This window comes from Psychrobacter sp. FME13 (genome assembly GCF_014861395.1).
Classification (GTDB): Bacteria; Pseudomonadota; Gammaproteobacteria; order Pseudomonadales; family Moraxellaceae; genus Psychrobacter.
This window is the reverse complement of sequence record NZ_RRYV01000394.1, coordinates 1-427: the sequence shown is the minus strand read 5'-3', so window position 1 is coordinate 427 and position 427 is coordinate 1. Positions and strand designations below refer to the sequence as shown.

The window sequence follows — 427 nt, the reverse complement described above, 5'->3', positions numbered from 1 at the left end:
TACATTGTAAATAGTATCAATGAGTTACAATGTGGCTTATCCCGAACTGGGGTTAGGTAATAAAAACATCCTTCGAACTAAAGACTACTGTCAAAACGTTACTTCTCCAGAGATAGAAGACTTATTGAGAGATACACTTGTTAGAATCGTAGAAACAGAATATTCAATCGACTGTAAGTCGATAGCAGATTCGCAGTCCACAAGAGGTATTGTGAGTATATTTCAATCACAAGTTCCCAACTTTTCAAAATATGACTTAGCCAAACATTTTATTAAATGGTGTAAGAGTAATGATGCTTCAAGCCTTACAGAAGATGAGATAAGCAATTGGACTAAGCTCATTGAAAATATCAACAAAGTGCTAAAATAAACCTAGGGCGTGTCCCTAATTCAGTTTGCAATGAATCATAGTACAAGCTAGATACAG

At 35.1% G+C, this 427-nt stretch carries 1 protein-coding gene; it reads left to right on the top strand.

The genetic code is table 11. From position 1 onward, the window contains the following. Positions 1-31 precede the first annotated feature (31 nt). Positions 32-370, top strand: a complete 339-nt coding sequence (locus EI164_RS16745; protein WP_192521079.1) for a hypothetical protein — start codon at positions 32-34, stop codon at positions 368-370. The last annotated feature ends 57 nt before the right edge of the window (positions 371-427 follow it).